Consider the following 24,619-nt stretch of genomic DNA (forward strand, 5'->3'; position numbering starts at 1 on the left):
ATCCCGATCCGGATCACGCACCGCCCTGGCGGCGCGGGACGGCGTCCGTGCGCGCCCGGCCGGTCTGCCGTGACCGAGCGGCCGACGCAGCTCGCAGCAGGCTTTCCCGTTCCCGATCCCCTTTCCCTTCTCCTGATCGCCACGCCACCATGTCCACCTCCGGATCCGCTCCACCCCCGTCGAGCCCGCCGGCCCGCGCCGCCCAGCGCCGGCCCGCGACCTCGCACCTGCGACCGCTCTGGCTGGTGCCGCTGCTGCTGGTCGCGGTCTTCCTGCTGCTGGTGGTCATCGCCGCGCCGCTGAACCTGATCGAGCAGGTCGTCTTCGGCCTGGTGACGCTGCTGATCGCGATGGTGGTCAAGCGCTGGCCCGGCCGCACCGCGACGCTGGCGCTGACCTGCGTGTCGCTGGTCATGTCCAGCCGCTACCTGTACTGGCGGCTGTCCGAGACCATCGACTTCGGCGCCGGCCTGGACACCTTCTTCAGCATGGGCCTGATCGCCGCCGAGATCTACGCCTGGCTGGTGCTGGTGCTGGGCTACTTCCAGACCATCTGGCCGCTCGGCCGCAAGCCGGTCGCGATGCCCGCCGACATCGACCAGTGGCCGACCATCGACGTGCTGATCCCGACCTACAACGAGCCGCTCAAGGTCGTGAAGCCGACCGTGCTGGCCGCGCTGGCGCTGGACTGGCCGCGCGAGAAGCTCAACATCTGCCTGCTCGACGACGGTCGGCGCGACGAGTTCCGCGTCTTCGCCGAACAGGCCGGCGTGCGCTGGATCACCCGCCCGGACAACAAGCACGCCAAGGCCGGCAACATCAACGCGGCGCTGAAGCAGACCTCCGGCGACCTGGTCGCGATCTTCGACTGCGACCACATCCCCACCCGCTCCTTCCTGCAGATGACGGTCGGCTGGTTCCTCAAGGACCGCAAGCTGGCGATGCTGCAGACGCCCCACCACTTCTTCTCGCCCGACCCCTTCGAGCGCAACCTCGGCACGCACCGCCACGTGCCCAACGAGGGCGAGCTGTTCTACGGCCTGGTGCAGGACGGCAACGACCTGTGGGACGCCGCCTTCTTCTGCGGTTCCTGCGCGGTGCTGCGCCGCGACGCGCTGCTCAAGATCGGCGGCATCGCGGTCGAGACCGTCACCGAGGATGCCCACACCGCCCTGAAGCTGCACCGCGCCGGCTGGACCACCGCCTACCTGAACCTGCCGCAGGCGGCCGGCCTGGCCACCGAGAGCCTGTCGGCCCACGTCGGCCAGCGCATCCGCTGGGCCCGCGGCATGGCGCAGATCTTCCGCATCGACAACCCGCTGGTCGGACGCGGCCTGAGCCTGGCCCAGCGCCTGTGCTACGTGAACGCGATGCTGCACTTCTTCTACGGCCTGCCGCGGCTGATCTTCCTGACCGCGCCGCTGGCCTACCTGTTCCTGGAGGCCCACGTCATCAACGCCTCGGCGCTGATGATCGCGGCGATGGCGCTGCCGCACCTGGTGCACGCCAACATGACGAACTCGCGGGTGCAGGGCCGCTTCCGCCACTCGTTCTGGGCCGAGGTCTACGAGACGGTGCTGGCCTGGTACATCCTGCGCCCGACCACGCTGGCGCTGATCAACCCGAAGGCCGGCTCCTTCAACGTCACGCCCAAGGGCGGCCTGGTGGCCTCGCGCTACATCGACTGGCAGATCGCGCGGCCCTACCTCTTCCTGCTGGTGCTCAACATCGCCGGCCTGGTGGTCGGCGGGCTGCGGCTGTTCTGGTGGCCGGCCCCGGAGATCGAGACCATCGTGCTGAACCTGGTCTGGACGGCCTACAACATCGTCATCGTCGGCTCCGCGCTGGCCGCCGCCGCCGAGGCCCGCCAGGTGCGCGGCTCGCACCGCGTGGTGCTCGACATCCCCGCCACGCTGTGCCTGGCCGACGGCCGCAGCCTGCCGGGCCGCACCTCCGACGTCTCCGAAGGCGGCCTGCGCCTGCGGCTGGAGGACGGCACCGCCGTCGCGCCCGACACCGCCGTGCAGGTGGTGCTGTACCGGCGCGGGCTGGCCTCGGCCTTCGACGCCCAGGTGGTCGACACCGACGGCGGCCAGCTGCGGCTGCGCTTCGGGCCGATGTCGCTGGCGCAGGAATCGCAGCTGGTGCAGTGCACCTTCGCCCGGGCCGATGCCTGGCTGACCCGCCCGGCCCAGCGCACCGACGACCGGCCCTTCATCTCGATGTTCCGCGTCATGGCGCACGGCCTGCGCGGCTGCGCCCAGCTGCTGCCCTGGCGGCGCGAGAGCCGCCCGGCCCCGGCCGATGGTCCCGACGCCTGATGGCGGATGCCCGACGTTCGACGTGAAAGCCGCCATGACTTCCCCGCACCTGTCCCCTTCCCTGGCCAGCCACCGCCGGCTGCGCCATGCCGCGCTGGCCATCGCCGCCTCGGCGGCGCTGCTGGCGCCACCGGCCGTCACGCCGGCGCTGGCCCAGCCCGGCCGCCCCGTGCCGGCCCCCCTGGCCGCTGCCCCGGCCACGCCCGCCACCGCACCGCGCCCGGTCGCCTTCACGCTGCGCCAGCTCGGCCAGACCGAGCCGCGCCGGCTGTTGCCGCTGGACGGCGGCCACACGGTGCCCTTCTCGGTCCGTGCCGACGAGGTCGTGACCCGGCTGGTGCTGCGCCTGGACCTGGGCCTGTCCAGCGAGCTGGCCCTGCAGCAGGCGCTGCTGCGCGTCACGGTCAACGACGAGACCGTTGCCGAGCTGCCGGTCGAGCGCGACGGCAACGTCGCCCGCATGAGCCGCGAGATCGAGATCGACCCGCGCCTGCTGAGCGACCACAACCGCATCGGCGTGGCCCTGGCGATGCCGCGTGAGCGGCTGTGCAACCGGGTCGACCGCGAGCGCCTGTGGGCCCAGGTCCTGCCGGAATCGCTGCTGACGATGACGGTCGCCCCGCTGCCGGTGGCGGCCGACCTGGCGCTGCTGCCCGCGCCCTTCTTCGACGACCGCGACAACCGCCGGCTCGACCTGGCGATGGTCCTGCCCGAGCAGCCCGGCGCGCGCGTCCTGCAGGCAGCCGGCGTGCTGGCGTCCTGGTTCGGCGTGCAGGCGAGCTACCGCGGCGCGACCTTCCGCAGCCAGCTGGGCGGTGCGCTGCCGGCCTCGCATGCGGTCGTGCTGGCGACGCCGCAGAGCCGCGTGCCGGGCATCGTGCTGCCGCCGATCGACGGCCCGACGCTGGCGGTCGCCGAGCATCCCGGCCAGAGCGGCGCCAAGCTGCTGCTGGTGCTGGGCCGCGATGCCGACGAGCTGAAGTGGGCCGCCGACGCGCTGGCCACCGGCCGGCTCGGCCGCGCCGGCGACTTCCGCGGTGAACGCCTGCGCGTCGGCCCGCCCCAGGCGCACGCGCCGCGCAAGCCCTACGACGCGCCGCGCTGGCTGCCGACCGACCGGCCGGTGCGCTTCGACGAGATCGAGCGGGTCTCGCGGCTGTCGGGCGTCGGCCCGCACCCGGCCCCGCTGGACCTGACGCTGCGCCTGCCGCCGGACCTGCACTTCGCCCGCCAGGCGCGTGTGCCGGTCGACCTGCGCTGGTACCACACGCCGCCGCCGCAGGCCGATCGCTCGGGCCTGCACCTGGCCTTCAACGGCACGCCGATCCGCAGCTTCACGCTTGAGCCGGCCGGCCGTTTCGGCCTGCCCGACGGCATCGGCCGCCAGCACAGCGGCGCGGGCGCGGACCTGCTGGAGCAGCGCAGCAGCCGCGTCGCCGTGCCTGGCGGCCTGGTCAGCCGGCTGCCCGAAAGCCGCTTCAGCCTGCGCTTCGACTACGACGCGCCGATCGACGACCCCTGCGCCACCGTGCAGGCCGGCGGCCAGCAGCGCACTGGCATCGACGGCGGCTCGACGATCGACTTCTCCGGCGTGCCGCACTTCATCGGCCTGCCCGACCTGGCGGCCTTCGCCAACAGCGCCTTCCCGTACAGCCGACTGGCCGACCTGGCCGGCACCGCCGTGCTGCTGCCGGACGCACCGGAGGCCACCGAGATCGACGTCTACCTCGACCTGATGGGCCACGCCGGCCGCAGCACCGGCACCGCAGGCGTCGCGGTGCAGGTGGCCTTCGGCATGGACACGCTGACGCTGCAGGACCGCGACCTGGTCCTGATCGGCACGCCGACCCGCCAGCCGCTGCTGCGCCACTGGGCCGATCACCTGCCCATGCACCTGGACGCCCGCAGCGAGCCACCGCCGCCCAGCCTGTGGCGACGCCTGACCGGCCTGCTGCCGGGACAGGACGGCGGCCCGCTGCCGGGCTACCGCACGGCGGCCGGCGGCGCGGCGATGCTGGGCTTCGAGTCGCCGCTGGCGGGCGGGCACACCGTCGTCGCGCTGACCGGCAGCGACAACGCCCAGCTGCGCACGGTTTCCAGCCTGTTCATCGAGCCGGCGCTGATCGCCCGCACCCGCGGCGCGGCCACGCTGATCGAGTCCGACGGCCTGCGCAGCATCGACGGCGGCGTGACCTACCACGTCGGCAACGTCGGCCTGTTCGACCGCCTGCGCTACACGCTGGCCCAGCAGCCGCTGACGCTGGCGCTGCTGAGCCTGCTGCTGGCGGTCGTGCTGGCGCTCACCGGTGCGGCGCAGCTGCGCCGCCTGGCCGCACGCCGCCTGGTTGCCGCCGACGCACCGATGCCTTCCGATCCGCCCCTGATGCGCCCCGCGCCGGAGCCCCGCCCATGACCCCGCGACTCACCGCCCTGGCGTCCGCCCTGGCCCTGGCTGGCCTGACCGCACCGCTCGCGACGGCCGCCACCGCGCAGCCGGCCGTCTCGCCCGGCACGACCAGCGCCACACCGGCCTCCTCCACCGCCTCCACCGCATCGGCCGGCCCCGCCGCCGACAGCACCGCCGTCCGCACCCTGGTGTCCCAGGCACGCCGCTGGCAGGAACGCGGCCGCGCCGACCTGGCCGCCGCCGCCTGGCGCAAGCTGCTGGCCTTCGAGCCGCAGAACGCCGAGGCGCTGCAGGGCCTGGCCCAGGCCCAGATCGACCTCGGCCAGCCCGAGGAATCCGCCGCCACGCTGGCCACGCTGCGCAAGGTCCGTCCGGACCATCCCGGCCTGCGCCGGCTGGAGGCCCGCCAGCGCGAAGGCGCGGCCGGCGACACCGGCCAGCTGCAGAAGGCCCGCCAGCTCGCCAGCGCCGGCCAGTACGACGCCGCCGCGCGCCAGTACGAGCTGCTGCTGGCCGACCCGAACCCGCAGGGCGCGCTCGCCATCGAGTACTACCAGACGCTGGCCGGCACCTCGCGCTGGGACGAGGCCCGGCGCGGCCTGGAACGCCTGGCGCAGGCCGAGCCCGAGGACGTGCGCATCCGCCTGGCCCTGGCCAAGGTGATGAGCTACCGCGAGCCGAGCCGCCGCGACGCCATCACCCGCCTGGCCGCGCTGAGCCAGGCCGGCGACGCCGGCGGCACGGTCTCGCCGTCGACGCCCAGCCCGGCGCAACGCCAGGAGGCGCGCGAGGCCTGGCGCCAGTCGCTGCTGTGGCTGACGCTCAAGCCGGCCGATGCGGCGTTGCTGCGCGATCACCTGGAACAGGCCGGCGAGGACAGCGCCGTGCGCGGCCGGCTCGACGAGCTGCTCAAGGGCAGCGACGAGGCCCGGCGGCAGGCCGAGGCGCGCGAGCGCGATCCGCGCGTGGTCAGCCGCCGACAGGGCTTCGACGCCCTGCAGAAGGGCGAGCTGGCCGGTGCCGGCGAGCGCTTTGCCCGGCTGCTGCAAACGAGCCCGAAGGATCCCGACGCGCTCGGCGGCCTGGGCGTGGTGCGGCTGCGCGAAGGCCGCTACGGCGAGGCCCGCGAGCTGCTGGGTCAGGCCGTCGCGCTGAGCGGCGAGGCGCGCAGCCCGTGGCGTGGTGCGCACGTCAACGCCCAGGTGCGCATGCTGCTGCAACAAGCCGAGACGGCCCGCGCCGCCGGCCGCCACCAGGCCGCGCTGGACACGCTGCGGCAGGCCACCCAGCTCGACGCCCGCGATCCCCTGCCCTGGGTCGAGGCCGGCGACGTGCAGGCCGAGCTGGGCCACTGGGCCGCCGCCGAAGGCCACTACCGGACCGCCCTGCCGCTCGACCCGCCGCAGCCCGATGCCTGGCGCGGCTGGACCCGCGCGATGCACGCGCTGGGCCGCAGCGACGAGGCCCGCGTGGCGATCGATGCGCTGCCCGAAGCCCGCGTCCAGGCCGTCGGCGGTCGCGCGCCGCTGCAGGCGCTGCTGCTCCAGCAGGACGCCGCCGCGTCGAGGCAGCGCGGTGACCTGGCGCGCGCCGAGGCCCAGCTCGACGAGGCGCTGCGCCTGAATCCGCAGGACCCGTGGCTGCGCCTGAATCTGGCCCAGCTGCAGTCGGCCCAGGGCCGGACGGACGACGCCCGCTGGCTGATGGACGACCTGGCGGCGCAGAACCCGCGCGGCGGCGACGCCTGGTTCGCGCTGGCGCAGTGGCAGGCCGACCAGCAGGCACCCGTCGCCGGCCTGCAGGCGCTGGACCGCATCGCACCCGCCGAACGCCGCCCCGAGATGGCCAAGCTGCACCGCCAGCTGCGCGTGCAGCTCGGACTGGCCCAGGCCCGCGAGCTGGGCGCGCAAGGCCAGGGCGTGGCCGCGCTGGCCGCGTTGCAACGAGCCCAGGCCGACGCCGGCCGCGAACCGGAGCTGCTGGCCAGCGTCGGCAACGCCTATGGCGAGGCCGGCCACACGGCGCGCGGGCTGCAGCTGCTGCGCAGCGCGCTGTCGCAGGAGCGCGGCCAGGACCGCGGCCAGGCCGGCGCACGCGACGTCGGCGCCCGGCTGCAATACGCCCAGCTGCTCGACAGCGCCCGCCAGGACAGCGAACTCGCCAGCCTGCTGTCGACGCTGGCCGGCCAGGCGCTGTCGCCGGCCCAGCGCGACCAGCTCGATGGCCTGCGCGTCGGCCTGACGCTGCGCCAGGTCGACCGCCTGCGCGAGAGCGGCGACACCGCCGCCGCCTACGAGCAGCTCGAACCGATGCTGCAGGAACGCCCCGGCGACAGCCGGCTGGCGCTGGCGCTGGCGCGGCTGCACGTCGCCGTCGGCGATCCGGCCCAGGCGCTGGATGTCGTCGACGCGGTGCTGGCGACCGAACCCGGCAGCCTCGACGCCTGGCTGGCACGCGCGGCTGCGGCCACCGCCGCCGACGATCCGGCGCTGGCGCTCGCCTCGCTCGACGAGGCCGCCCGCATCGCCCCCAACCACCCGCGCGTGCTGGCCGAATACGGCCGCCACCACCGCGCCCGCGGCGAGCTGCGGCTGGCGGCGGACTACCTGCGTGCGGCCATCGCGGCGCAGCGACCGGGCAGTCCGGTCTCGCCCGGCGGGGCCCGCACGCCGCTCCGGCGTGGCTCGCAGGAACGCCCGGCCGAGCCGGACGCCAGCTGGGGTCGCCCGATCGGCAGCGGCCTGCCGGCCATGCCGGCGCTGAACCCGCTGCTGTCGGTCCCGACCGCATCCAGCGATGCCAGCTCGACGCTCGCGCTGGGCCAGACCGCCGGCCAGCGTCCGCTGCGTGGCAACCCGGCCGCCCTCGCGGCAGCGAATTCGGCGGCCAGGCCATCGGCGGTGCTGCAGACCTCCACCGAAGCCTGGCTGCGCGGCGCACAGGCCGAGCCGGTGTCCGGCGCCGCCGGCGCGCCGTCCGGGTACGGCCCAGGCCAGCCGCGCGACGCAGCCGGCGCCTGGGACGCCGGCCCGCGCCAGCCGCGCCCGGCCGCAGGCATGACCAGCGCCAGCCCGGCTGACCTGTTGGCCGACCTGCCGCCGACGTCGGCGGGCATCCCCGCCGCGACGTTTGCCGGTGCGCCCGCCGGTCTCGCCGGCAACCGCACCGCGCCGGGCCGCCTGCCGCCGCCGCGTGGCACGGCCGCCGCCGAGCGGCTGGCGCAGGCCGAGGCGGAGGCCGGGGCGGCACCGCTGGCCCCCGTCTCGCCGCTGTCGCCCTCGCCGCGCCTGGCGCTGTCCAAGGGCCTCAACGACGAGCTGGCCGAGGTGCTGGCCGAACGGGGCACGCGCGCCTTCGAGGGCGGTGCCGCGCTGCGCTGGCGCAGCGGCGACAGCGGCACCTCGCAGCTGGTCGAGGTGCGGGCGCCGGTCGGCTTCCAGACCCCCATCGGCGACGTCGGCCTGCTGACGCTCAAGGCCGTGCCGACGATGCTGGAGGCCGGCTCGCCCGGCCAGGGCAACGACGAGGCCACGCTGTTCGGCAGCCAGGCCCTGGGCGGCACGCGCAGCAGCGAATCGGTCTCGGCCGCCGGTGTCGGCCTGGGCATCGGCCTGGCCGGGCGCCACCTCGCCGGTGACATCGGCCTGACGCCGCTGGGTTTCCCGGTCGTCAACGTGGTCGGCGGGCTGCGCGTCGGTGGCCAGTGGGGCTCGCGCATGGGCTATGGCGCGGAGGTGTCGCGCCGCGCCGTCACCGACAGCGTGCTGTCCTGGGCCGGCATGCGCGACGCCCGCACCAACCAGACCTGGGGCGGCGTGACCGCCACCGGCGTGCAGGGCTCGCTGAACTGGCGCGGCGACGACGGCCTGCAGCTGCTGGCCCATGCCGGCGTTCACCTGCTGCAGGGCAAGGGCGTGCGCGACAACAGCCGCCTCGAACTGGGCGCGGGCACGCGCTGGCGCGGCATCGATGAACCGGGTCGACGCCTGGACTGGGGCCTGGACTTCAGCTACGCCCACCACGCCTACAACCTGCGCCACTTCACGCTCGGCCACGGCGGCTACTTCAGCCCCCAGCAGAGCGTGACGCTGACCGCGCCGATCGCGCTGCTGGGCCAGCGCGCCGGGCTGCGCTGGGGCCTCCACGTCGCCCCTGGCCTGCAGGCCTGGCGCGAGGACGCCGCGCCCTACTACCCGACCGACAGCGCCGCACAGCAGCAGCTGGGTGACCGCGTCGCGCTCGGGCTGGCGAACCAGGCGCAGCACCCGGGCCGCAGCTCGATCGGGCTGAGCATCGCGCTGCAGGGCGCGGCCGAATACCGGCTGGGCCCGCAGCTGTCGCTGGGCAGCAAGCTGGCGCTGGACAACGCCTCGCAGTACACGCAGATGAGCGGTGCGGTCTACCTGCGCGTCAACTTCGACCCGGCGGGCACGAACCCGCCGCTGCGCATGCCCGGATCGATGCTGGAGTGATCCGGACGGCGGCGGCGCAAGGCCCGGGCGCGGACCAGAATCGCGCCCGGATGCCCGCCCCGAACACCGCCCCGCCGTCGACCGCCCTGCCGGTCATCGACCCGCACCGCTGCACCGGCTGCGGCTGGTGCGTGCCGACCTGTCATGTCCACCTGCTGTCGCTGGTGGTGCAGGGGCCGGACGGCCGCAAGACCTCGACGCTGCGGGATCCGCAGGATTGCACCGGCTGCGCGAAGTGCGCGGTGCGCTGCCCGTTCGACGCGATCGCGATGGTCCGGCGGGTGGCGGTCCGGCCGGCGGCGCCCAAGCCCTGAAACTCAGCCCCAGCGGACCTGCCAGTGGGCCCGCTCGCGCGTCGCCGCGATCAGGCGGGCGTTGGGCTCGTCGGTGCCGGCCACCCAGGCGCGGGCGGCCTCGGGGCTGCGGCCGTGCTGCTCGTGGCGGCTGACCAGCCGGCCGTTGCGCAGGCCGTCGTCGACGTCGAGGTACCAGACCTCATCGAGCAGCGCGCGCACGCCCGGCCAGTGCGTGCCGGGCGCCTGGGCCGCGTCCAGCAGCAGGTAGTTGCCTTCGGTGATGACCAGCGGCACGTCCGGCGCGACACCGATCGCGCCGGCGACGGGCTCCTCGATCTCGCGCCGGAAATCGGGCGCGTAGACCGTCTCGCCGGCCACCGGCGTGCGCAGCCGGCGCAGCAGCGCGACATAGCCGGCCGAGTCGAAGGTGTCGGGTGCGCCCTTGCGGCCGGCCCGGCCGAGCCGCTCCAGCTCGACCTGGGCGAGGTGGTAGCCGTCCATCGGCACGGCCACCGCCAGCTCGCCCAGCGCCGCCAGCAGTGCGGCGGCCAGCGTGGACTTGCCCGCGCCGGGCGGGCCGACCAGGCCCAGCAGGCGGCGTTGGCCGGGCTGCGCCAGTGCGCGGGCACGCGCGACGATGGCGGGATCGAGTGGATGGGGCGTGGGGCCTGGGGTCATGGTGGGGTCCAGCAGGGGTTGGGGATGGCTCACGCCACGTCGAAGAACATCCGGCTGACATGCCGGCGGCGCAGGCCGGGGCGCTGCACCACGTCCGGCCAGTGCGGCGGCGCGACCGGGTGGTTGGGGCTGTCGGGCAGGTACTGCGGCTCCAGCGCGATGCCGGCATGGGCCGGGTAGACGCTGCCGTCGCGCGCCGGCACGCCGGCCAGGCCCTGGCCGCTGTAGACCTGCAGCGCCGGCAGGTCGGTGGCCAGCGACATCGCCACCCGGCCGTCGGACGACAGCAGCCGCACCGCCGCCCGCAGCGCATCGGCGCAGGACGGGTCCAGCGCCAGCGCGTGGTCGTAGCCCTGGCCGACCTGGAGCGCCGGTTCGGCGGCGATGGCCTGGTCGAGGCGGCGCAGCTCGCGCAGGTCGAAGCCGCTGTCGTCGACCGGCACCAGCTCGCCGGCCGGCAGCAGGTCCGCGCCGACCGGCAGCCAGGCCGGCGCCAGCACCTGCAGGTGGTGCGCCAGCACCTTGCGGGTCGCCTCGCCGGCATCGCCGTCGAGGTTGAAGTAGGCGTGGTGGGTCAGGTTGACCGGGCAGGCGCGGCTGACGGAGGTCTCGAAGGCGATCTCCAGCGCCAGGTCCTGGCCCAGCGTGTAGCTGACGCGGGCCTGGACCTCGCCGGGCCAGCCCTGGTCGCCATCGGGCGAGACCAGGCCCAGTACCAGGCGCTGCGGCGTGTGCGATTCGACCGTCCAGGTGCGGCGGTCGTAGCCGTCCGGACCGCCGTGCAGCTGGTGCGGGCCCTCGTTGGGCAGCAGCGTGACCGGCTGGCCGTCGACGACGCAGCGGCTGTCGCGCACCCGGTTGGCGTAGCGGCCGACCGTCGCGCCGAGGTAGGCGCGCTGGCGCTGGTAGTCGGCCAGGCTGGCACAGCCGAGCAGCAGCTCGCGGCGACCGTCCATCATCGGCACGCTGCAGGAGACCCAGGTCGCACCGTGGTCGAGCACCTGCACGCGCAGGCCGGCGGCGTTCTCGAGGGTGTAGAGGCGGGCGGGGGCCCAGGGATCGGTGGACGGATCGGTGGGCAGGGGGCTGTCGGGGCTCATGGTCATCGGGGATGGGGGATCCGGGTTCGGGCCTCAGGCCAGCAGGCCCTCGGACGGGAGGCGCTGCAGCAGGGCGCCGTCAAGGGCGAAGGCGAAGGCAAGGGCAACAAATTCTCGCCCGTGGCGTGGCGGGCGTCAGGGCCTACCCGCAGGTCACTGGCGCGTCACGTCGCTTGGACAGGATCGGGCTTCCTTCCGAACCCAAGCAACCTCACGCCACGCGCAGCCGCGCCGCCCACGCCATGACCGACACGAGCCGCCGTTCCTTCATCCGCACCGTCGCTGCCGGCACGCTCGCCGTCGGCGGCCTGAGCCACGCCGCCGATCGCCCTGACGGCGACGACGACGGCCACGACGATCACCAACGGACGGCGCACCGGCCGGCCTTCCTGCACGGCGTGGCCAGCGGCGATCCGCTGCAGGACCGCGTGATGCTGTGGACCCGCGTGACGCCGCCGGCGCAGGCGTCCGGAGAAGACGGGTCGCACGACGACGACCGCGAGCCGCGCCGCCTCGCGCTGCACTGGCAGGTCGCCCGCGACGCGGAGTTCCGCAGCATCGTCGCGCACGGCCAGGTCCGCACCTCGGCGCTGACCGACCACACCGCCAAGGTCGACGCGGGCGGGCTGCGCGCGGGCACGACCTACTGGTTCCGCTTCCGCTGCAAGGGCGTCTGGTCGCCGGTCGGCCGCACCCGCACGCTGCCGCGCGGCGGCGTCTCGCAGGTCCGCCTGGCGGTGTTTTCCTGCTCGAACTACCCGGCCGGCCACTTCAACGCCTACGGCGCCGCCGCGCAACTGGCGCACGTCGACGCCGCCGTGCACCTGGGCGACTACATCTACGAATATGGCCGCGGCCAGTACGCCTCGCAGCAGGCCGCCGCGCTCGGCCGCGAGGTCCTGCCCGCCGGCGAGCTGCTGACGCTGGCCGACTACCGCGCCCGCTACGCCCAGTACCGCACCGATGCGGACCTGCAGGCGCTGCATGCGGCCATGCCGCTGATCGCCGTCTGGGACGACCACGAGATCGCCAACGACACCTGGTCCGACGGTGCCGAGAACCACGATCCGGCCACCGAAGGCGACTGGCAGCAGCGCCGCGCCGCCGCGATCCAGGCCTATCACGAGTGGATGCCGACCCGCCTGCCCGACCCGCAGCGCCCGGACCGCATCTACCGCAGCTTCGACTTCGGCGACCTGCTGTCGCTGCACATGCTCGACACCCGCGTGATCGGCCGTGACCGCCAGATGGCGGTCTCCGACTACGTCGGCGCGACCGGCTTCGACGCCGCCCGCTACGCCGCCGACCTGGCCGCGCCGGGTCGCCAGCTGCTGGGCATCGAGCAGCAGCAATGGCTGATCGGGCAGATGGCGCGTTCGACCGCGCGCTGGCAGGTGCTGGGCCAGCAGGTGCTGATGGCCCGCATGAACGTGCCCGCGCCGCTGCTGCTGGGCCAGATCTCGGTGTCGGGCTATGCCGCGCTGGCCGCCCGCGCGGCGAGCGCGCCGCAGACCTTGTCGGCGGCCGAGCTGGCCATCCTGCGCGCCCCGTCCATCCCCTACAACCTGGACGCCTGGGACGGCTACGCGGTCGCCCGCGAGCAGCTGCTCGGCGCCGCCTTCGGCCTGGACAAGAACCTGGTCGTGCTGGCCGGCGACACGCACAACGCCTGGGCCAGCGACCTGACCGATTTCGGCGGCCGGCCCGTCGGCGTCGAGTTCGCCACGCCCTCGGTCAGCTCGCCGGGCTTCGAGACGATCTTCCCGAACGAGAACCCGCAGTTCTTCGCCGCCGCGCTGCAGCAGCTGATCGGCCCGCTGGTCTATGCCGACACCAGCCGGCGCGGCTACCTGGTGATCGACGCGACGCCCGAGGCGGTGCAGGCGCAGTGGCATTTCGTCGAGACCATTGCCCGCCACGACCTGACGGTGCAGGTCGGCCCGACGCTGCGCACCCGTGCGGGCGTCGACGGTCGCCGGATCGAGCCGACGGCCTGAGCGCGGCCGGTGGCACGCCCGGTCGCCGGAAGGCGCCCGGGCGGCACCGTGACGGGTGATCGCATGCCTGTCACAGAGCCTGACTACGCTGCGGCGGTTCTCGATCAGCCCGCCGCCGCCGATGCTCCGATCCGTCTCCCGCCGCGTCACCGCGCCCGCCTCGCTGGCCCTCTCGACCGGCGGCCGGCTGGGCGGCTGGCTGCTCGTCGCCGCGCTGGCCAGCGGCTGTTCGACCCGCAGCTTCCTGACCGAACGCCTGGCCGATGAGCTGGCGGCCCCGCCGGCCGTCGCCGAGGACGACCTGCAGCTGGCCCGCGAGGCCAGCGCCTTCCACCTGAAGCTGTCGGAATCGGTGCTGCGCCAGACGCCCGGCCACATCGGCCTGGCCGGCGCGGTGGCCGGTGGCTACACCCAGTACGCCTATGCCTTCGTGGCTTTCGATGCCGACCGCATCGAGGCCCGCGACGCCGCCGCCGCGCAAGCCCTGCGCGAGCGCGCCGCCCGGCTCTACCGCCGCGCCCACCGCCATGCGATGACCGCGCTCGAAGCCGCCACGCCCGGCTTCGCGCAGGCCCTGGCCTCGCCGGACCCGGCGCGCTGGCCGGTGATCCGGCCGGCCCAGGTCGCGCTGGCCTACTGGGCCGCCGCATCCTGGGGCGGCGCGATCTCGCTGTCCAAGGACGATCCCGACGCCGTCGCCGACCTGCCGCTGGCGGTGCGCCTGGCGACGCTGGCCTACGCGGTCGAGCCCGACCACGGCCAGGGCGCGCTGGCCAGCCTGATGGGCAGCTTCGAGGCCGCCCGGGCCGGCGGCTCGCGCGCCCGCGCCGATGCCTATTTCGACCGCGCCATCGCCGCCGGCGGACCGACCCAGGCCGGTCCGCGCGTCGCCAAGGCCGAGACCCTCGCGCTGCCGGCCGGCGACCGTGCCGCCTTCGTGGCCCTGCTGGGCCAGGCCCGCGCCATCGCCGTCGCCCACCGCGACGTCGGCAACGAGGCCATGCGCGAACGCGCCGACTGGCTGCTGGGCCAGGTCGACGACCTGTTCTGAACCCCCGACCCCTGAGGAACCCGACATGCTGACGACGCGACGCCACCTCTGGCGTCAGCTCGGCCTGAGCCTTGCGCTGGCCGCCTGCTGCACCCTGCCCGCCCAGCCCGCGCTGGCGGCCGAGAAGTCCCTGCGCATCGGCACGCTGGTGCCCAAGAACTCGCTGTACCACCGCCAGCTGATGGAGGTCGGCGAGGCCTGGCGTGCCTCGCAGGGCGGCAGCGGCAAGTTCCTGGTCTACCCGGACGGCAGCCAGGGCGGCGAGGCCGAGATGGCGCGCCGCATGCGCATCGGCCAGCTGCAGGGCGCGCTGCTGTCGGTCGTCGGCCTGCAGGAGATCGAGCCGTCGATCGCCGCGCTGCAGTCGCTGCCGCTGGCCTTCCGCAGCTGGGAGGAGATCGACCACGTGCGCGAGAAGATGCGCCCGGCGATGGAGAAGCGCTTCCTCGACAAGGGCTTCGTCGTGCTGGCCTGGGGCGACGCCGGCTGGGTCCGCTTCTTCTCGAAGGAGCCGGCCTTCCGGCCCGATGACTACAAGAAGATGAAGTTCTTCGCCTGGGGCGGCGAGACCGCCCAGCAGGAGATCATGAAGAGCCTGGGCTACACGCCGGTGCCGCTGGAGACGACCGACATCCTGCCGTCGATCCAGACCGGGATGATCAACGTGGTGCCGGCGACGCCCTACTTCGCGCTGGCCAGCCAGGTCTACAACGCCGCGCCGAACATGCTGGACATCAACTGGGCGCCGATCGTCGGCGCGCTGGTGCTGACCCGCAAGGCCTGGGACGAGCTGACGCCCGAGGCCCAGGCGCAGGTCCGCACGGCCAGCGAGAAGGCCGGCACGCAGATGCGCGCCAAGGCCCGCCAGGAGGTCGACGAGGCGGTCGAGGCGATGAAGAAGCGCGGCCTGGTCGTCAACCGCCCGAACGCCGCGCAGATGCGCGAATGGCAGGACCTGGCCGAGCGGCTCTACCCGCGCATCCGCGGCACCATGGTCCCGGCCGAGACCTTCGACGAGGTCTTCGCCCACCTGAAGGCCTACCGCGCCGCCAACCCCGGCGGCGGCCGATGAGCGCCGGCGCGTCTCCCGCCAACCTGCCGCAACCGCTGCAACCACCCGGCATCCTCGGCCGGCTCGGCCGCCTCGATGGCGTGCTGGCCGGCGCGGCGCTGGCGCTGATGGCGCTGATCCCGCTGGTCGAGATCGTCCTGCGGCCGCTGCTCGGCGCGGGCGTGCAGAACGCGCCGGTGCTGGTGCAGCACCTGGGCCTGGTGCTGGCGATGTTCGGCGCGCTGGCGGCCGAGCGTGGCGGCCACCTCAGCTCGCTGGGCAACAGCCTGGCGATGCTGGGCGGCGCACGCTGGCAGGCCTCCGTGCGGGTCTTCGCACCGGCCGGATCGGCGCTGGTCTGCGGCGTGCTTGGCGCGGCCAGTGGCCAGCTGGTCGCCAGCGAGGCGAGCGTCGGCCACGCGCTGGCCTACGGCCTGCCGATCGCCTGGGTGCAGGCGACCATGCCGATCGGCTTCCTGGGCCTGGGCGCGCGGCTGGGCTGGCGCGCGACGGCCGGCCTGCCGGCTGGCGCCTGGAACGGCGTCGTCCGGACCCTGGTGATGCTGCTGCTGCCGGCCCTGGGCGCGGCCCTGGCGCTGCACTTCGAGGGCGCGGACCTGGCGCTCGGCCCGGTCAGCCTGGTGCTGCTGGCGCTGCTGCTGACCGGCGCGCCGATCTTCACGGTGCTGGGCGGCCTGGCGCTGGCGCTGTTCTGGCAGGACGGCCTGCCGCTGGCCTCGGTCGCGCTGTCGCACTACCAGATCACGGTCAACCCGTCGCTGCCGGCGCTGCCGCTGTTCACGCTGGCGGGCCTGCTGTTCGCCCGCACCGGCGCGGCGCGGCGCCTGGGCGACGTGTTCCAGGCCCTGTTCGGCCACGGCGTCGGCGGCACGGTCCTGGCAGCGGCCGTGCTGTGCTCGTGCTTCACCGCCTTCACCGGCGGCAGCGGCGTGACCATCCTGGCGCTCGGCGGCCTGCTGCTGCCGATGCTGCGTCAGGCCGGCTTCCCCGAACAGCGCGGCATCAGCCTGGTCACCAGCGCCAGCGCGCTGGGCGTGCTGCTGGCGCCGTCGGTGCCGCTGATCATGTACGCGATCGTCGCGCGGGTGCCGATCAACACGATGTTCCTGGCCGGCGTGATCCCGGCGCTGGTGATGATCGGCTTCCTGCTGGTCTTCGGCGGCTACCTGCGGCGCGACCGGAACGTCACCGATGCCGCGGCGGCCGCCACCACCAGCGCGCCGCGCGCCAACCGGGGCGAGATCGGCCGGGCGCTGTGGCGGGCCCGCTGGGAGATCCTCGCGCCGTTCGTCGCCATCGGCTCGCTGGTCAGCGGCATCGCCACGCCGACCGAGAGCGCCGCGCTGACCGCCGTCTACGCGCTGCTGACGCAGGTGCTGGCGCACCGGGAACTGAGCGCGCGCCAGCTGGCTACGACGCTGTCGGACGCGGCCCAGATCATCGGCGGCGTGATGCTGATCCTGGGCATGGCGCTGGGCCTGACCAACTACCTGATCGACGCCGGCATCCCCGACGCGGCGATCGAGTGGGTGCAGGGCCGCATCCCGAACCGCTGGCTGTTCCTGCTGGCGCTCAACCTGTTCCTGTTCGCCGCCGGCGCGCTGATGGAGATCTACGCCGCCATCGTCGTGCTGGTGCCCCTGCTGCTGCCGGTGGCACTGAGCTACGGCATCGACCCGGTCCACTTCGGCATCATCTTCCTGGCCAGCATGGAGATGGGCTTCCTGTGTCCGCCGGCCGGCATGAACATCTACTTCGCCGCGTCGATGTTCGGCAAGCCGCTGCGGGTGATCGCGCAGTCGGTGCTGCCGGCGGTGCTGGCGATCTTCCTGGGCACGCTGGCGATCTCGACGATGCCCTGGCTGGCGACGGCACTGCCCGGCTGGCTCGGCTCGCGCTGAGGCCGTCCCGGCGGCCCAGGCCGTCGCCCCGCGCAGGCTCATGAGCTGAGCCTGCGCCTGTCGGCCATGCCCGACAGGGCCTGGCGCAGCATGAGACTTCGTTCTCGTCCATCCCGCCGTCGTGGCCTGCGGGTCCCCTCGTCCAAGGGGGAAGTCACGGAACTGTCACGAGCGTCGGAAGACCGCCGTCCAGACTGCGCAGCCTGATGGAAGCACGGATGGACATGAAGCACTTGCTGGTGGCACTAGGTGGCGTCGGAGCCGAGGCGCTCGTCGCCCTGGAATCGCGCCGGACGGCCGGGAATGGCGCGTCGAAGGCGCAGGTGGCCTGCTGCATCGAGGCCGCCGGTCCGGACCGGCACGGCGACGCCGGCTGGCTCGGACTGCAGGCCGGCATCGACGAGCTGAAGGCGCTGATGCAGGCCCGCCCGGACCTGCGCCGGACCTGGGACCGCGACGGCGCGCTGACGTCCTGGATCGAGCCGATGCAGGCGGCCTGGCAACAGGCCACGCGCATGCCGCAGGCCTGGCAGCCGGGCGGCCGCGCGATCTGGCGTCACACGCTGGCGGCCCGACATGGCGAGGTGCTGGCGCTGCTGCAACGCGCGATCGACCTGGCCGGGCAGGACGCGGGCCCTGGCGCCGATGACCCGTCCGGATCCACCACGCCTTGCGGGTCCGTCGACCCGTCACGTCCGGCCTGGATCTGCCACGTCGTCGCCGGGCTCGGCGATGCCGTTGCCGCCGGCCTGCTGGTCGACGTGCTGGCCCTGCTGCGCCTGCACCTGCCGCCGGGCACGCCGCTGCACCTGCACGCCACGCTGCCCGACGGCGACGACACCGGCGCGCAGGCCCAGGCCGCCACCGTGCTGCAGGAACTGCAGGCCCTGGCCGACGGCCGGCCATGGCCCGAGACGCTGGCCGGTGGCGACGCCAGCGGCGTGCTGGCCGGCTTGCCCGCCTTCGACCGCTGCTGGCTTTCCAGCCCGGTCGACGAGACCGGCCGCGCGCGCCCGGCCGATGTCGCGCCGGCCGAGCCGCTCGCCGGCCTGCTCGAACTGCTGCTGCGCCAGCCGGACGCCGTGCTGGCACCCGGCGGCTGGCAGGCGGAAACACCGATCCCGACCCGCGCCCGCTTCGTCGCCTGGGGCCAGGCGCAGGTGCGTTGCGACGTCGCCGGCATCGCCCGGCACCTCGGCCATGAGCTGCTGCTGCGGCTGGCCCACCAGCTGCGCTACGACCACTGGCGACCGGCCCTGGGCTACGTGGCCAGCGCCTCGCTGGTCGAACGCGAAGCGCGCCTGCAGGACGAGCAGCTGGCCGACTGGGGCCTGTCGCCCGAGCACCTGAGCCTGGCTGCGGGCATGGCCGAGATCGAGGCCGCCGATGAGCCGCCGGGCTCGGTCGAGCAGGACTGGCAGGCCCTGACCGTGCATGCGCTGGGCCTGCTCGAACTGGCCGATCCGGCCGAGCGCCTGGTGCAGCTTCCCCGGCTGATGGCCGAGGCCGAACGGTCGCGTTTCCGGGGCGTCGGCATCGCGGCCGCCTTCAGGCCGGACGAGGCCACGCTGCAGCGCCGCGCGGTCGCCGTGCGCCAGCGGGTCGAGCGCGCGCTGTGGCTGGACTGGCGTGACGGCAAGCGTTCGCTGCACGGCGGCGGTCAGCTGCTGTCGCTGGTGCTGGCCCATGTCCGCCAGGCCGCGCAGACCTTCGGCGAGCAGCGTCAGGGCCGCGAGGAACAGGCCGCCCAGCGGGATGCCGCCTTGCAGGCGCAGCTGCCCGCCGCCTCGACCGGCCTGTGGTCACGCCTGGCCAGGCCGCGCCGCAGCGTGGCCGAGCTGGAAGCGCTGGCCTACCTGATGCGCGACGCCGCGCTGGCCCGCACCCAGGCCCTGCGGCTGGATGCCGCGCGACGCTTCTGCGACCAGCTGGAAACCCAGTTCACCGTGCTGCAGGACCTGGTCGACGCCTGCGAGATGTCGCTCGGCGCGCTGGCCCAGACGGCCGACCGCGATGCCAGCGCCAGCCTGCCGCCGGCCAGCCCGGCCGCACCTGCCGATGTCCGCGCCGGCATCGACGACATGCCCGCGCTGCAACCCGGCCAGCGCCTGGAGACCCGCGAGCTGCTGGCGCTGCACCGGGGCCGGCTGGTGACCGATCCGGCCGTGCTGCGCGAGCACCTGGCGGAGATCCGCCCGGCGGCCTTCCAGGGCTGGGGCGATCGGCCCGGCTTCCGCACGCTGGCCGCCTGGCTGGAGGCATCGGACAGCCAGTCGGCGCTGCTGGCCCTGTGCCATGCGCGCCTGCCGGCGGCCGCGCTGCAGGAGATCGCCGACGACGGCTGGCGCGCCATCGGTCGCCGCTGGGCGGCCCAGCCGGCGCGCCGCGAACGCGACCTGCGTGCGCTGCGCGCCGGCTGCGCGGTCTGGCTGACGCCGCAACCCGAGTCCGAGGAAGGCCTGGGGCAGGTCACGTCGCCGGACCCGCTCGCCGGCACCCACTGGCTGTGGCCGCAGGCGCTGGTGGACGGGCTGTTGCGCCCGGTCCGGCCGGCCGATGGCGGTGCCGCCGACGCCGCGGCGTCCGAGGCCAGCCCGTCCGATGTCGCCGCGCCGACCGAGGCCATGCCCGCGGCGGCGCTGGCCGAACTGCTGCCCATGCCCGGCGACGCGCTGCGGGTCGATGCCGGCTCGGCGCTGCTCGCCTGGCGGGTGCAGCCGATCGCCCGGCTGGACCGCTGGCGGCAGGTCCAGGCGCTGCAGCAGTCGCGCGAGGGCCTGCACCGCCAGCTCGGCAGCGCGCTGCGCCCGTTGCAGCTCGATGTCCGCGTCGCCGCGCCGGATCTGGTGGCGCCGGGCGAAGCCCGCCTGCGCGAACGCACCCGCGCCGCGCTGCTGCTGGCCGATGCGCTGGGCGTGGTCGAGTGGGTCGCCTCCTCGTCAGGCGCTCAGCTGGTCCACGTGCGCCGCGACGGCGATGGCTTCGAGCTGTCGCGCAGCGTGCTGGGCGACAGCCTGGCGGCAGCGGCGCAAGGGCACGCCGGGCTGATCCTCGGCCCGCTGTTCGACCGCGTGCTCGACACGCTCCAGGCCACGGCGCCCGACGCCGCCGCGATCGACCGCATCCGCTGCGTGGTGCAGCAGCGCGTCGACGCGGCCGATGCCCGCGCCGCCGACCCGGCTTCCACATCACCGACCGAGCCACCGCGTGCCTGGCACGACGCCGCCCGGACCGCCATGAAGATCCTCCGACAGGACCCCACCGCATGACCACCGAAACAACCGCCGCTGCACGCGGCATCTGCACCAACCTGCCCAGCGCCTGCAGCCACGCCGCCGCGCGCACGCCCCTGCCCATGAAGGGCGCCGACAGCCGCTGCCCCGGTTGCGGCGCCAGCTTGCTGCCGACCGCCAGCGGCGGCGGCACGGCCGCTGGCACGGGCGTCATGCGCCAGCCTGGGGTGATGGCCGCGCTGCTGGGCCTGGCCCTGCTCATCGCGCTGGGTGCCTGGTGGTTCACGCGCAGCGTCGAGTCGGCCCGTCCGGTGTCGGCCGCGACCGTCGCCGCGGGCGGCGCGCTGGCCGGCATCACCGCAGCCGCGACCGCCGCCGCGCCCGGTGGCGCACCGGCCTCGCGGGTCGTGCCGGCCGCCGGCCAGCAGGTGCTGCGCATCCACGGCTCGAACACCGTCGGCGCGAAGCTCGCGCCGGCGCTGCTGGCGAACTTCCTGGCCCAGCAGGGCTACCCGGAACTGCGCCAGGAGGCCGGCGCCAAGCCCGACGAGAGCCGCCTGTTCGCGCGCAGCGCCGACGGCAAGGCCAGCGTCGAGGTGCAGCTGCACGCGCACGGCACCGCCACCGCCTTCACCGACCTGGCCGCCGGCCAGGCCGACGTGGGCATGGCCTCGCGGCCGATCAAGAAGGACGAGCTGGAGGCCACGCAGACGCTGGGCGATCTGTCCAAGGCCGGCAGCGAGCACGTCATCGCGCTCGACGGCGTGGCCGTGCTGGTCCACGGCGGCAACACCGTGCCGCGCCTGAGCCTGGAGCAGCTGCGCGGCATCTACACCGGCCAGATCAGCGACTGGTCGGCGGTCGGTGGCCCGGCCGGTCCGATCCACGTGCTGGCCCGCGACGACAAGTCGGGCACCTGGGACACCTTCAAGTCACTGGTGATGGGCAAGGAGAAGCTGCTGGCGTCGGCCCGCCGCTTCGAGGACAGCGCCGAGCTGTCGGACGCGGTCTCGCTGGACCCGCAGGCGATCGGCTTCGCCGGCCTGCCCTACGTGCGCAACGCCCGCGCGGTGGCCATCTCCGATGGCAGCGCCGCGCCGCTGCGGCCAAGCCGCTTCACGGTCGCGACCGAGGACTACCCGCTGTCGCGTCGCCTGTTCCTCTACGTCAGCCCGCAGGCCAGCGAGCTGGCCCGCCGCTTCGCCAACTACGCGGTCTCCGACGAGGCCCAACGCGTCGCCGACGCCCAGGGCTTCATCGGCCAGGTCCCCGACACCGCCGAATCGACCGCCGCATCGCCGGCCGCCGACCTGCCGTCGGTCTACACGGCACTGACCGGCAAGGCGAGCCGCCTGTCGGTCAACCTGCGCTTCGTCTCCGGCGGTGACCAGCTCGACAACAAGGCCCGTCGTGACCTGGACCGGATCGTCAAGCTGCTCGAAGGCCGCGCCCGCCAGAACGAGCGCGTGCTGCTGCTGGGCTTCGCGGACAAGACCGGCGGCGACTGCGCCAACACCCGGCTGTCGCAGCAGCGCGCCGACGCGGTTGGCCGCGAACTGGCCACCTATGGCGTGCGTCCGGCCGTGGTGCACGGCTTCGGACCGGTCGCCCCGGTGGCCGCCAACGACACGCCAGCCGGCCGCGAGCGCAACCGCCGCGTCGAGGTCTGGCTGACCTCGGCCGACGTCAAGGCACCGGCGCCGGTGCGCTGCGAGTGAGTGGGGTCGACCCGGCCAGGCAGGCCGGGTCGGTGGCCGCAAGGCCGTTTCAGTCGCCCAGCAGCGACAGGTCGCGCACGGCGCCCTTGTCGGCCGAGGTCGCCAGCAGGGCGTAGGCCTTCAGCGCGGCCGAGACCTTGCGCGGACGCGGCAGCACGGGCTTCCAGCCCTGGGCATCCTGCTCGGCCCGGCGGGCGGCCAGTTCGGCGTCGCTCACCAGCACGTTGATCGTGCGGTTGGGGATGTCGATGCGGATGCGGTCGCCCTGGCGCACCAGCCCGATCGCGCCACCGGCCGCCGCTTCCGGCGAGCAATGCCCGATCGAGAGGCCCGAGGTGCCGCCGGAGAAGCGGCCGTCGGTCAGCAGCGCGCAGGCCTTGCCCAGGCCCTTGGACTTGATGTAGCTGGTCGGGTAGAGCATTTCCTGCATGCCCGGGCCACCCTTCGGGCCTTCGTAGCGCACCACCACGACGTCGCCGGCCTTCACCTGGTCGGCCAGGATGTGCTCGACGGCCTCGTCCTGGCTTTCGACCACGTGGGCCGGGCCCTCGAAGACCATCAGGCTGTCATCGACGCCGGCGGTCTTGACCACGCAGCCGTCCAGCGCGATGTTGCCGCGCAGCACGGCCAGGCCGCCTTCCTTCGAGAAGGCGTGCTCTGCGGCGCGGATGCAGCCCTCGGCGCGGTCGGTGTCCAGGCTGGGCCAGCGGGTGGCCTGGCTGAAGGCGACCTGGGTCGGGATGCCGGCCGGGCCGGCCTTGTAGAAGGTCTGCACCGCCTCGGACGGGTTGCGGGCGATGTCCCAGGCGTCGAGCGCGTCCTTCATGGTGGGCGCATGCACCGTCGGCACGTCGGTGTGCAGCTTGCCCGCGCGGTCCAGCTCGCCCAGGATCGCCATGATCCCGCCGGCGCGGTGCACGTCCTCGATGTGGTACTTGTTCGTGTTGGGCGCGACCTTGCACAGCTGCGGCACGTCGCGCGACAGGCGGTCGATGTCGGTCATGTCGAAGTCGATACCGGCTTCCTGGGCGGTGGCCAGGATGTGCAGGATCGTGTTGGTCGAGCCGCCCATGGCGATGTCCAGCGTCATCGCGTTCTCGAAGGCCTTCTTGCCGATCGCGCGCGGCAGCACGCTGGCATCGTCCTGCTCGTAGTAGCGGTGGCACAGCTCGACGGCGAGGCGGCCGGCGCGCTTGAACAGGTCCTCGCGGTCGGCGTGGGTGGCCACCACGGTGCCATTGCCAGGCAGCGACAGGCCCAGCGCCTCGGTCAGGCAGTTCATCGAGTTGGCGGTGAACATGCCCGAGCAGGAACCGCAGGTCGGGCAGGCCGAGCGTTCGACCTCGGCCAGGTCGGCGTCGCTGACCTGGCTGTCGGCGGCCATCACCATGGCGTCGATCAGGTCCAGTTTCCTGATCTGCACGGTCTGCGTGCCCGGCACCGCCAGGCGCACCTTGCCGGCTTCCATCGGGCCACCGGAGACGAACACGACGGGGATGTTCAGGCGCATCGCGGCCATCAGCATCCCGGGCGTGATCTTGTCGCAGTTGGAGATGCACACCAGCGCGTCGGCGCAGTGGGCGTTGACCATGTACTCGACCGAGTCCGCAATGATGTCGCGGCTGGGCAGCGAATACAGCATGCCGTCGTGGCCCATCGCGATGCCGTCATCCACGGCGATGGTGTTGAACTCCTTGGCGACGCCGCCGACGGCCTCGATCTCGCGCGCGACCAGCTGGCCCAGGTCCTTCAGGTGCACATGGCCCGGCACGAACTGGGTGAAGGAGTTGGCGATCGCGATGATCGGCTTGCTGAAGTCGTCGTCCTTCATCCCGGTGGCCCGCCACAGCGAGCGGGCACCCGCCATGTTGCGGCCGGCGGTGGAGGTCTTCGAGCGATAGGCTGGCATCCGGATTCTTCCGTTCGTTGGGCGGTGGGTCGTGCAGGGCGGAGGCGCTCGGGATGAGCGATCGTTTGCGCACCTGAAAACAGGCTGCGGATTATCTGCAAAACATCCCGGCCAGCGCTCCCGCGCTGGCCCCATGCCAAGCACCCATCGGCAGCCTGCGGACCCCGCCCTCTCCCTCACCCGTCCCCATCTCCTGTCCCCATCTCCGATCTCCCTTCGGAGGACCGCCCCAGCGGTGCTGAGGACCGAGGCCACGACAAATGGATCGGCTGGATCGGATGAATGAATCGGACGGAGAAAGCGTGGCGGCGCAGAAATGCAAAAAGCCCGCACGGGGCGGGCTCTTCACGTTTACTTTTGCGGTAATTCTTTGGTTGCGGAGGCAGGATTTGAACCTGCGACCTTTGGGTTATGAGCCCAACGAGCTACCAGACTGCTCCACTCCGCGACTGAGAAAGTTATTA

General features: G+C 74.0%; 13 protein-coding genes and 1 tRNA gene. 10 read left to right on the top strand and 4 right to left on the bottom strand.

The genetic code is table 11. The features are described 5' to 3' along the window. Positions 1 to 149: 149 nt before the first annotated feature. From bcsA to Q8X39_RS19570, 4 genes are read left to right on the top strand one after another with little or no spacing between them, the layout of a single operon-like run. Positions 150 to 2,321 carry a UDP-forming cellulose synthase catalytic subunit gene (bcsA, locus tag Q8X39_RS19555; protein ID WP_305751378.1) on the top strand — a complete coding sequence of 724 codons (2,172 nt, stop codon included), beginning with the start codon at positions 150 to 152 and terminating at the stop codon, positions 2,319 to 2,321. Positions 2,322 to 2,355: 34 nt separating this feature from the next. Beyond that, entirely contained in the window at positions 2,356 to 4,734 is a 2,379-nt protein-coding gene (locus Q8X39_RS19560) for a cellulose biosynthesis cyclic di-GMP-binding regulatory protein BcsB (RefSeq protein WP_305751379.1), read from the top strand. Continuing rightward, positions 4,731 to 9,200 (top strand): cellulose biosynthesis protein BcsC, encoded by a 4,470-nt coding sequence (locus tag Q8X39_RS19565; RefSeq protein ID WP_305751380.1) that lies wholly within the window; start codon positions 4,731 to 4,733, stop codon positions 9,198 to 9,200. The genes Q8X39_RS19560 and Q8X39_RS19565 overlap by 4 nt, the downstream gene beginning before the upstream one ends. Before the next feature lie 50 nt (positions 9,201 to 9,250). Next, positions 9,251 to 9,514, top strand: coding sequence for an ATP-binding protein (locus Q8X39_RS19570; RefSeq protein WP_305751381.1), 264 nt, complete (start codon positions 9,251 to 9,253; stop codon positions 9,512 to 9,514). Between the two features lie 3 nt (positions 9,515 to 9,517). Here the strand turns inward: Q8X39_RS19570 and Q8X39_RS19575 are convergent, their stop codons facing one another. Continuing rightward, on the bottom strand, positions 9,518 to 10,174 hold the full coding sequence (locus Q8X39_RS19575; RefSeq protein WP_305751382.1) for a nucleoside/nucleotide kinase family protein: 657 nt from the start codon (positions 10,172 to 10,174) through the stop codon (positions 9,518 to 9,520). Positions 10,175 to 10,203: 29 nt separating this feature from the next. Beyond that, positions 10,204 to 11,280 (bottom strand): galactose-1-epimerase, encoded by a 1,077-nt coding sequence (locus Q8X39_RS19580; RefSeq protein WP_305751383.1) that lies wholly within the window; start codon positions 11,278 to 11,280, stop codon positions 10,204 to 10,206. A 236-nt stretch (positions 11,281 to 11,516) separates the two neighbouring features. Between Q8X39_RS19580 and Q8X39_RS19585 the strand changes: the two genes are divergently transcribed. The 6 genes from Q8X39_RS19585 (at position 11,517) to Q8X39_RS19610 (ending at position 22,246) form a co-directional block, all read left to right on the top strand. Next, entirely contained in the window at positions 11,517 to 13,271 is a 1,755-nt protein-coding gene (locus tag Q8X39_RS19585; RefSeq protein ID WP_305751384.1) for an alkaline phosphatase D family protein, read from the top strand. Positions 13,272 to 13,392: 121 nt separating this feature from the next. Then, a complete protein-coding gene (locus tag Q8X39_RS19590; RefSeq protein ID WP_305751385.1) occupies positions 13,393 to 14,322 on the top strand; it encodes a TRAP transporter TatT component family protein in 930 nt (309 codons plus the stop codon). A gap of 25 nt (positions 14,323 to 14,347) precedes the next feature. Beyond that, entirely contained in the window at positions 14,348 to 15,394 is a 1,047-nt protein-coding gene (locus tag Q8X39_RS19595) for a TRAP transporter substrate-binding protein (protein ID WP_305751386.1), read from the top strand. Beyond that, positions 15,391 to 17,295 (top strand): TRAP transporter large permease subunit, encoded by a 1,905-nt coding sequence (locus tag Q8X39_RS19600; protein ID WP_305751387.1) that lies wholly within the window; start codon positions 15,391 to 15,393, stop codon positions 17,293 to 17,295. Before Q8X39_RS19595 ends, Q8X39_RS19600 begins: the two co-directional genes overlap by 4 nt. 218 nt (positions 17,296 to 17,513) lie before the next feature. After that, positions 17,514 to 20,564 (top strand): FtsZ/tubulin family protein, encoded by a 3,051-nt coding sequence (locus tag Q8X39_RS19605; protein WP_305751388.1) that lies wholly within the window; start codon positions 17,514 to 17,516, stop codon positions 20,562 to 20,564. Further along, complete coding sequence (locus Q8X39_RS19610) at positions 20,561 to 22,246, top strand: substrate-binding domain-containing protein (RefSeq protein WP_305751389.1); 1,686 nt, start codon at positions 20,561 to 20,563, stop codon at positions 22,244 to 22,246. Before Q8X39_RS19605 ends, Q8X39_RS19610 begins: the two co-directional genes overlap by 4 nt. Positions 22,247 to 22,295: 49 nt before the next feature. Here the strand turns inward: Q8X39_RS19610 and ilvD are convergent, their stop codons facing one another. After that, positions 22,296 to 24,155 carry a dihydroxy-acid dehydratase gene (gene ilvD, locus Q8X39_RS19615; RefSeq protein ID WP_305751390.1) on the bottom strand — a complete coding sequence of 620 codons (1,860 nt, stop codon included), beginning with the start codon at positions 24,153 to 24,155 and terminating at the stop codon, positions 22,296 to 22,298. Between the two features lie 371 nt (positions 24,156 to 24,526). After that, a tRNA-Met gene (locus tag Q8X39_RS19620) sits at positions 24,527 to 24,603 on the bottom strand. Between the last annotated feature and the right edge of the window lie 16 nt (positions 24,604 to 24,619).

Origin of the sequence: Leptothrix discophora (assembly GCF_030705305.1) — a bacterium.
GTDB classification, from domain to species: domain Bacteria; phylum Pseudomonadota; class Gammaproteobacteria; order Burkholderiales; family Burkholderiaceae_C; genus Sphaerotilus; species Sphaerotilus discophorus.